This window comes from Micromonospora sp. 15K316, from assembly GCF_004348525.1.
Lineage (GTDB): Bacteria > Actinomycetota > Actinomycetes > Mycobacteriales > Micromonosporaceae > Micromonospora.
In genome coordinates, this window is record NZ_SMKG01000249.1 from 1 (window position 1) to 8230 (window position 8230).

Consider the following 8230-nt stretch of genomic DNA (forward strand, 5'->3'; position numbering starts at 1 on the left):
GGGCAGGGCGAGGCCGGTGCCGTCCGGCTGTCCCCAGGCCGCCAGGTCGAGCGCGAAGCCGGTGAGATCCGCCGTCTCGATCTCCGGCTCCGGCTGGGCGGGCAGCCGCGCGTGGGTCGCCTCGGACCAGCAGCGGTAGACGTGACCGGGCGCCTCGCGGCCGGCCCGGCCGGCCCGCTGGGTGGCGGCGGCCCGGGACACCGGCACGGTGACCAGCGCGCCGAGGCCGCGGGCCAGGTCCAGCCGGGCCACCCGGGCGAGCCCGGCGTCCACCACCATCCGTACGCCGGGCACGGTGAGGCTGCTCTCGGCGACCGCGGTGGCCAGCACCACGCGGCGGCGGGTGCCCGCGGCGTCGCCGGGCGCGGCCGATCGGGGGCGCAGCGCGGCGTCCTGCTCCCCGGCCCGTTGCCGGCCGTGCAGCGGGAGCAGGTCGACGGTGTCCCGCAGGTCGGCCAGCCGCCCGGCGACGGACGCTATCTCGCCGGCTCCCGGGAGGAAGACCAGCACGTCGCCGTCGTGCTCGCGCAACGCCCGGCGGACGGTCGCCGCCACGTGGTCGAGCAGGGCCCGGTCGACCGGGCCGGCCCCGGGCGCGGGCACCGGCCGGGGCGGAGGCGCCCAGATCCGGGTCACCGGGTGCAGCGCCGCGTCGGCCCGGACGATCGGGGCCGGTTCGTCGGAACCGCCGAGCAGGCCGGCGAAGCGGTCGGCCTCCGGGGTGGCGGACATGGCCAGCAGCCACAGGTCGGGGCGGAGGGCGCTGCGGGCCTCCACCGAGAAGGCCAGCGCGAGGTCGGCGTCGAGGTGGCGTTCGTGACACTCGTCGAGCAGCACCGCCGCGGTACCGGGCAGGTCGGGGTCGCGCAGCAGTCGACGTACCAGCAGACCGGTGGTGACCACCTCGACCCGGGTCCGCGCCCCGACCCGCCGGTCGCCGCGGACCGAGTACCCGACCCGGTCGCCGACCCGTTCGCCGAGCAGGTCCGCCATCCGCCGGGCCGCGGCGCGGGCGGCGACGCGGCGGGGTTCGGCGACGACGACCCGGCCGTCGACCCGCTCGGCGACGGCCAGCGGCGCGAGCGTGGTCTTGCCGGTGCCCGGCGGGGCCACCAGGACTCCGGCCCCGGTGCGGCGCAGCGCCGCGACGACCGCCGGCAGCACGGCGCGTACCGGGAGGTCCAGGCGTACGTCGGAGAGCACGGCCCAGTCTCGCACCGGCGACGCCGGTGGCCCGGCACGGTATCCGCCGAAGGCGCGGTCGGCCCGGGGCGCCGACGGCGAACACACCGATGGCCGGGTCCGTCGGACCCGGCCATCGGTGCCATCACCCCCTGGTGGATGTCATCGGAACCCTGGCGGCTAGTAGGTGCCGTCGAGCTGCCCGCGCAGCTTGGTCAACGCCCGGGCCAGCAGCCGGGAGACGTGCATCTGGGAGACCCCGATCTGCTCGGCGATCTGCGACTGGGTCAGGTTGCCGTAGAACCGCAGGGTGAGGATCTTCTGTTCGCGCTCGTCGAGGGTGGCGAGGGCGGGGCCGAGGGCGACCCGCAGCTCGGCCAGCTCGAACTCGCCGTCCTCGCCACCGAGCATGTCGCCGAGTTCGGTGGCGCGGTCGCCGTCGCCGGTCGGGGTGGAGAGCGAGACCGCGTTGTACGCGCGGGCACCCTCCAGGCCCTCCAGCACCTCCTCCTCGGTGAGCTTGAGGTGGGCGGCGATGTCGGCGACCGTCGGGGATCGGCCGAGGCTCTGCAGCAGGGTGCTGTTGGCGTCGGAGATGGCCAGTCGCAGCTCCTGCAGGCGCCGGGGTACCCGGATGTCCCAGGTGCGGTCGCGGAAGTGGCGCTTGAGCTCGCCGATGATGGTGGGGATGGCGTAGCCGGCGAAGTCGACACCGCGGGACGGGTCGAACTTGTCGATCGCCTTGATCAGGCCGACGGCGGCGGTCTGCGCCAGGTCGTCGGTGGGCTCGCCCCGGCCGCTGTAGCGGTGGGCGAGGTGGTTGGCGAGCGGCAACCAGGCCTCGATCGCCTTGTCCCGCAGGGCGGGACGCGACGGGTGGTTGGCGGGCAGCGCGGCCATCGCGTTGAGCAGGTCGGTGGCGCTGTCGGAGAGTGCCCGCGGGTCGAGCTTGGTCGTCGCGGGGGACGTGCTCGTCGTGTGCTCTTTGATCGCTGGCGCGGTCATGGGTGGTCCTCCCTGCACCTCGTCCGCGGATTAAGGCGTGACGCTTCGTCTTAGCTTCGATTGGGCCGTTCGGTAGACACCCTAACCCGATGGTCCAGCGAAAATCTAGCCGAACGGCTGATGCACTTAACGGACTAAAGCCGGAGGAATGGGATCGACTCGGGCGTCGAGATGGCGGATGTGAGGGGCATTACCGGCAGTCACCCGGGCCGACGCGGCCACCTGGGCGTCCGTCGGGCATGGTCCGTACGACGGGACGTGGTCGGCCGAGCGGTCAACATGAAACCCGACACCAGGGCCCTACTGTCGTCATTCCGTCGTTGTCCCCCGCACGGGACCAGCCGTAACGTCGCCTCGTACCCACCGGACGGAGGCGCCGTGCTCGACCCCGCTGCTCCCCAGCTCGTCGTGAACAGTCGCGTCCTCCACGTGAGCTGGCTGCCCGCGGATCCGGACGCGGTCGCCGCGCTGGTGCCGGCCGGGCTGCGCCCGCAGGCGGACCGCCGTGTCTTTCTCGGCCAGTGCGTGGTGGACGACGCGAGCCAGACCTCGGGGCTGGGCGCCTACGACCTGACCTACCTGGGCGCGTCACTGGACGGTGTCGACGCTCCCGGGGGCACCATCCCGGGCGGCTGGTGGACGCACTACGTCACCTCGACCGAGCGAGTGCTCGGCTACGTCCGCATGCGAGGCTTCCCCGCGTACCCCGGGCGCACCACGCTCGAGGTCCGCGCCGGCACCCTCCTCGCCGAGACCGAGCTGGACGGGGTGCCGGTGATCCGGATGCGGTGCCGGGTGGGGGAGACCGGGCACGTGATCGACAGTGGGCAGAGTCGTTACCTCACCCGGCGGGACGGACAGTTGCTCAGCTCGGTCTACCCGTACCTCGTCGAGCCGGTGTCGCCCTTCGAGGTCGAGTCGGTGGAGTTCCTGGAGCCGCAGCACCCGGTTTATGCTCTCCGCCCGGCCAACCCGCTGACCATCGTCGCCGGGTTCTACTCGCCCCGGGCCTCCTTCGCCTATCCGGGCGGCCTGACCGTCCAGCCCGGTGACGCCGGTGCGGGTGAACGGGTCGAGGTCTCGCCGGCCGCCGTGCGCCGGCCGACCACCCGCGTGGTGCACCGCCCGGTACGCCGCTGACGACGAGCGCGTCCGCTCGCGCCGACCTCGTACGCCGGCGTACCGCTCACCCTGCCGATTCGTCGGTCCGTCGCCGGGTCGGTCCGCCGGGCCCCGACCCGGTCGCGTCGGTGCCCGTCGATGGAAGTCCGCATGTCCCGGACCGTCGCGGGCGCGTCGTGATTCACCGGCCCGACCAGGTTTCCGCCGGTCCAGGCGGGTAACCGTCACGTGCGGGCCGGCGTGTCCGGCTGCGGTGCGGATCCCGGCACCGCGCCCCGGAGGTCGGCTCCCGTCTCACGGCAGGACCCCCGCCGTGGGCCCCAACGCCGGCCGGTACCCGGTGCCGTGGCCGGCCGTCCTGATCGGCGCGAGACATCCAGGAGGCCAGACCATGCCCCGCGAGACGACGAACCCCCTGACCGAGCACCGCGAGCCGGCGGTGGAGGGCGAACGGGGTGCGCTGGTAGCGGTGCTGGTCATGGTGCTCCTCGGCCTCGCCGGCATCTTCGCCGTCTCCTGACCAGTACCCGGGCGTGCCGGGCCCGCGTGACCGATGCACGGGTGGTGACCCGTGACCTCGCGCCCGGCGGAGCGGCAGGCCCCGCCGGGCGCGACGCGGATCAGGGGCGCTCGCCCTCGCCGCCGGTGTGCGGCAGCCGCTCGGCGGGGATGACGCCGAGCCGGCCGGCCTGGTAGTCCTCGAACGCCTGGACCAGCTCCTCCCGGGTGTTCATCACGAACGGTCCGTAGTGCGCGACGGGCTCCCGGATCGGCTGGCCGCCCATCAGGTAGAGGTCGAGCGCCGGGGTGTGCGCGTCCTGCCGGGCGTCGGCGGTGAACCGCAGCGCGTCGCCGGGGCCGTGCACCGCGAGCTGCCCGATCTGCAACGGCCGACGGTCGGTGCCGACCGTGCCGCGCCCGCTGAGCACGTACGCCAGGGCGTTGAACTCCGGCTGCCAGGGGATGTCCACCTGGGCTCCCGGCTGGATGGTCACGTGGGCGATGGTGATCGGGGTGTAGGTGGAGCCCGGGCCGCGGTGGCCGGCGATCTCGCCGGCGATCACCCGAATCAGCGCCCCGCCGTCCGCGGTGGTGAGCAGCGCCGCCTCCCTGCCCCGGATGTCCTGGTAGCGGGGCGCGTTCATCTTGGCCGCGCGGGGCAGGTTGACCCAGAGCTGGGTGCCGTGGAACAGGCCACCGCTGACCACCAGGTGCTCCGGCGGAGCCTCGATGTGCAGCAGGCCGCTGCCGGCGGTCATCCACTGGGTGTCGCCGTTGGTGATGGTGCCACCGCCACCGTTCGAGTCCTGGTGGTCCATGATCCCGTCGATCATGTACGTGACGGTCTCGAAGCCGCGGTGCGGGTGCCAGGGGGTGCCCTTCGGCTCGCCCGGGGCGTAGTCGACCTCACCCATCTGGTCGAGGTGGATGAACGGGTCGAGCTCGTTCATCGGCACGCCGGCGAAGGCGCGCCGCACCGGGAAGCCCTCCCCCTCGAAGCCGCTGGGGGCGGTGGTCAGCCGGCGGACCGGCCGGAAGGTGGTGGACTCGCCCAGCTGCGGCAGGCGGGGCAGGACGAGCACGTCGTCGACGGTGATCGCGGGCATCGGGGGCTCCTAGTTCGTGGCGTGGTCGGTCGAGCCGTCCCGGGCCGCCCGCAGGCGGTCACCGAGGCGCTCGAAGATCCGGGTGAGACAGGCGACCTCGTCGTCGTCGAGGTCGTCCATGAGGTGGGTACGCACCGAGATCAGGTGGTGGGGCGCGGCCTCCCGCAGGGTGAGCAGCCCGGCCGCGGTGAGCACCGCCTGGCTGCCGCGACGGTCGTCCGGGCAGGGCTCCCGGCTGACCAACCCCCGGCGCTGCATGGAGGAGATCTGGTAGGTCAGCCGGCTGGGGGAGAAGACCAGCCGGCCGGCCAGCTCGCCCATCCGCAGTCGCTGACCGGGCGCCTCGGAGAGCAGCACCAGCACGTGGTAGTCGGCGAAGCTCAGGTCGCTGTCGGTGCGCAGGTCCTCCTCCAGCTGCGTGAACAGCCGCTGGCTGGACTCGATGTACGCCCGCCAGGCGGCGAGTCGGCTGCTGTCCAGGCTCTCGGTCACGGCAGTAACAGTAGCACTATTTAAAAATTAAACAATCTTGCTGTCTGCTGGATCACCCCGTGGGGGTTCGGCGTCTTCGACAGGGTGTTGCAGGTTTTAACGAACCCGCACGCCGGGCACCGCCCGGGCCTGGCAGACTTCCGGCGTGGACCAGCAGATGACCGCCCCCGGCCTGGTGCTCCGACCCTGGCTGGAGGCCGATCTCCCGGCCGTCGAGGCGGCCCTGCGCGACCCGGACATCGCCCGGTGGAACCCGCAGGGCGGCCCGGTGGACGAGGAGTCGACGCGACGGTGGCTGCGCCGCCGCGCGGACTGGTCGGCCGGCGACCACGTCTCACTGGCGGTGGCCGACGAGCGCGACGGGAGCCTGCTCGGCTCGGTGTCGCTGCACGGCATCCACGGTGAGGACGCCGAGATCGGCTACTGGGTCGTCCCGGCGGCGCGCGGTCGCGGTGTCGCCTCCCGCGCCGTCGACCTGCTCACCCGCTGGGGCTTCGAACGGCTGGCGTTGCACCGAATCCAGCTCTGCCACGCCACCGCCAACGCGGCCTCCTGCCGCGTCGCCGAACGAGCCGGCTACCGCGCCGAGGGCACGCTGCGCGAGTCCTACCGGTACGGCGACGGCCGCCGCCACGACGAGCACATGCACGCCCGCCTGGCCACCGACCCCTGGCCGGCCGGCACCGCGGGGCGGTGGCCCGGCTGACCGGTCTGCGCCGGTCCGGCCGCCCCGCCGTCGGCGCGGACTAGGCTCGTCGGGTGAACGACCTCGAACTGCTCGACTGGCGGGAACGGATCGCCCAGCTCTACCTCTCCGACCTCGACCTGCCCGGTTTCCGTGCGGAACGGGACCGTCTCTTCGCCGATCACCCGCAGAGCCCCGTCCCGCCGCAGGACCGGGCCACCTTCACCGGGCTGCGGTACCACCCGCCGAACCCCTCGGCGGTCGTCGAGGCGCCGTTGCGGCCCGCCGAGGGTGAGATCGAGATCGACACCGGCGGTCCGGACGGAGTGATCCGCTACCGGCGGGTCGCCGTCGCCGAGACGCCGTGGGGCCCGCTCACGCTCTGGTGGATCATGGCGTACGGAGGCGGTCTCTTCGTGCCTGTACGCGACGCCACCTGCGGCCGGGAGAGCTACGGCGGCGGTCGCTACCTGACCGACACGGTGAAGGGCACCTTCGGGCGGGGGCTGACCCTCCTGCCCGGCGATCGGGTCCGCCTCGACGCCAACTACCTCTACAACCCCTCCTGCGCCTACGACGACCGCTGGGCCTGCCCGCTCGCCCCGCAGGAGAACCGGGTCGACGTGGCGCTGACCGCCGGTGAGCTGGCGTACCACGGTCACGACGGCTGACGTGACGGTCCGGGGTCCGGCGGCGCGCACCCGCACCGCCCGGCCCCCGGGTCGACCGCTCGCGGCCGGTCGAGGGGGACCTCCCGCTTGCGCGCGATCCACGTCATGAACCGCTCGTACAGGGCGTTCCCGTCCGGTGGGCCACCCGTGTCGAGTCGCCCGAGATCCTCCAGGGCGGCGGCCAACTGCTGGCCCATGTAGACCGCCAGCCCGGCGAGGTTGCGCCGGTACTCGACGGCCAGGAGCAGCCGGGCGGGTGGGCACGGCCAGTCCAGGTCCGGGCACACCCGGCATCTCCAGAGCGGCCGCCGTGGCAGGTGTGGCCGGTGGGGGTCGAGTCGCGCCGGGTGCCGTTGTGGTTCGGGCCGGGGCGGCATCACGTAGGGCCGGGCGGGCACGCGGCCTTCGTCGATGGGTCGCTTCATGCCCCAATGGTGATGCAGGTTGTTGTCTACGTCAACGATCTGCGTAGTTGTCGCCATCGTGTCTGCTGGCCGCTGCCATCGTCAACGTATGGACCTGGTGGGCGTGTCCGAGATTCGGGAGATGTTGGGGAACGTGTCCCGGCAGCGCGCCTCCGTGATCGCCAATCAACGGAACTTCCCGGAGCCGGTCGCTGTGCTCGCCATGGGCAAGGTGTGGCGGAAGTCCGATGTCGAGGCGTGGATACGGGAGCACCGGCCCGACCTGGCGGATCGCTAGCTCGATGCCCTGATCCGGGCCCCGCCGGAATCCCGCGGCGACGGACCCGCGGCGGGCGTCGGCGGCGGGATCCGGCGTAGCTCCGGTCAGCGCGTCTCGGGTGTGGGTGCGGGCTGCGTGAGGTTGAGCCGGCCGAGCAGCTGCCGGGCCTGGTCGGCCAGGGTCGCGTCGACGATGACGGCGTACTGGCCGGCGCGCAGCGAACTCGCCGAGGTGAAGTCCCGTCGCCCGCCGGTCATCGCGTGCGCCACCGCGCCGAAGATGGCTCCCCAGATGGCGCCGACCACGAGCCCCACCACGATCACGCCGAGCCAGTTGCCCACCGTGAAAATGCCGAAGAGCAGGCCGATGAAGAGCCCGAACCAGGCGCCGGTGCCGGCGCCGATCAGCGCCGCCCGTCCCGTGTCCATCCGGCCGAGGACTGTCTCCACCAGGGTGAGGTTCGTGCCGACGATGGCCGTGTGCTCCACCGGGAACCTGTTGTCCGCCAGGTAGTCCACCACCCGTTGGGCGGTCTGGTAGTCCGGATACGCGCCGATCGTCACGGTCGGTGGCCCGGCCTCCGGGCCGTGCCCGTCGCCGGGCGCCGCCGCCGGACCCGCCGGGCCGGACGGGAGCAGGCCACCGCCGGGTATGGCGGATCGCCAGCCGGCCGTCGACCGCCTCCAGCCCGAGCAGCGTACGCAGGAACAGCAGCGGCGCCCCGCTGGCCCAGGCCTGCGGGTTGCACGCCGTGGGGTAGGGGACCGGTCGCCGCCCGAACC

General features: G+C 73.3%; 11 protein-coding genes. 5 read left to right on the forward strand and 6 right to left on the reverse strand.

Annotated features, from left to right (window positions below; translation table 11 throughout):
- Both E1211_RS28245 and E1211_RS28250 read right to left on the reverse strand, forming a co-directional pair.
- The coding region (locus E1211_RS28245) for a helicase-related protein (RefSeq protein WP_256371340.1) at positions 1-1203 on the reverse strand (1203 nt) is incomplete at its 3' end.
- Positions 1204-1362: 159 nt separating this feature from the next.
- On the reverse strand, positions 1363-2187 hold the full coding sequence (locus E1211_RS28250) for a SigB/SigF/SigG family RNA polymerase sigma factor (protein ID WP_132352639.1): 825 nt from the start codon (positions 2185-2187) through the stop codon (positions 1363-1365).
- 378 nt (positions 2188-2565) lie between these two features.
- Between E1211_RS28250 and E1211_RS28255 the strand changes: the two genes are divergently transcribed.
- Complete coding sequence (locus E1211_RS28255) at positions 2566-3327, forward strand: hypothetical protein (RefSeq protein WP_207915539.1); 762 nt, start codon at positions 2566-2568, stop codon at positions 3325-3327.
- A gap of 373 nt (positions 3328-3700) precedes the next feature.
- Positions 3701-3829, forward strand: a complete 129-nt coding sequence (locus E1211_RS33755) for a hypothetical protein (RefSeq protein ID WP_256371339.1) — start codon at positions 3701-3703, stop codon at positions 3827-3829.
- A gap of 100 nt (positions 3830-3929) precedes the next feature.
- Here E1211_RS33755 and E1211_RS28260 read toward each other — a convergent pair whose 3' ends face one another.
- Positions 3930-4916 carry a pirin family protein gene (locus tag E1211_RS28260; RefSeq protein ID WP_132352641.1) on the reverse strand — a complete coding sequence of 329 codons (987 nt, stop codon included), beginning with the start codon at positions 4914-4916 and terminating at the stop codon, positions 3930-3932.
- Between the two features lie 9 nt (positions 4917-4925).
- The gene (locus tag E1211_RS28265; protein WP_132352643.1) at positions 4926-5408 is read right to left on the reverse strand and encodes a MarR family winged helix-turn-helix transcriptional regulator; all 483 of its coding nucleotides are present in this window, start codon (positions 5406-5408) and stop codon (positions 4926-4928) included.
- Between the two features lie 145 nt (positions 5409-5553).
- Here E1211_RS28265 and E1211_RS28270 point away from each other — a divergent pair, with 145 nt between their 5' ends.
- Both E1211_RS28270 and E1211_RS28275 read left to right on the forward strand, forming a co-directional pair.
- Positions 5554-6114, forward strand: coding sequence for a GNAT family N-acetyltransferase (locus E1211_RS28270; RefSeq protein WP_243709730.1), 561 nt, complete (start codon positions 5554-5556; stop codon positions 6112-6114).
- Positions 6115-6167: 53 nt separating this feature from the next.
- Entirely contained in the window at positions 6168-6764 is a 597-nt protein-coding gene (locus E1211_RS28275; protein ID WP_132352645.1) for a DUF1684 domain-containing protein, read from the forward strand.
- On the opposite strand, the gene E1211_RS33575 is transcribed toward E1211_RS28275, so the two are convergent.
- A complete protein-coding gene (locus tag E1211_RS33575; RefSeq protein ID WP_371686210.1) occupies positions 6752-7189 on the reverse strand; it encodes a hypothetical protein in 438 nt (145 codons plus the stop codon). The genes E1211_RS28275 and E1211_RS33575 overlap by 13 nt on opposite strands.
- Before the next feature lie 88 nt (positions 7190-7277).
- Between E1211_RS33575 and E1211_RS28285 the strand changes: the two genes are divergently transcribed.
- On the forward strand, positions 7278-7466 hold the full coding sequence (locus E1211_RS28285) for an AlpA family transcriptional regulator (RefSeq protein ID WP_207915540.1): 189 nt from the start codon (positions 7278-7280) through the stop codon (positions 7464-7466).
- An 86-nt stretch (positions 7467-7552) separates the two neighbouring features.
- On the opposite strand, the gene E1211_RS28290 is transcribed toward E1211_RS28285, so the two are convergent.
- Positions 7553-8101, reverse strand: a complete 549-nt coding sequence (locus tag E1211_RS28290) for a general stress protein (protein ID WP_132352651.1) — start codon at positions 8099-8101, stop codon at positions 7553-7555.
- Between the last annotated feature and the right edge of the window lie 129 nt (positions 8102-8230).

Coding starts and splice junctions, on each gene's coding strand:
- E1211_RS28250 (WP_132352639.1), bottom strand. CDS start 2,187: ATGACCGCGCCAGCGATCAAAGAGCACACGACGAGCACGTCCCCCGCG.
- E1211_RS33755 (WP_256371339.1), top strand. CDS start 3,701: ATGCCCCGCGAGACGACGAACCCCCTGACCGAGCACCGCGAGCCGGCG.
- E1211_RS28260 (WP_132352641.1), bottom strand. CDS start 4,916: ATGCCCGCGATCACCGTCGACGACGTGCTCGTCCTGCCCCGCCTGCCG.
- E1211_RS33575 (WP_371686210.1), bottom strand. CDS start 7,189: ATGAAGCGACCCATCGACGAAGGCCGCGTGCCCGCCCGGCCCTACGTG.
- E1211_RS28285 (WP_207915540.1), top strand. CDS start 7,278: ATGGACCTGGTGGGCGTGTCCGAGATTCGGGAGATGTTGGGGAACGTG.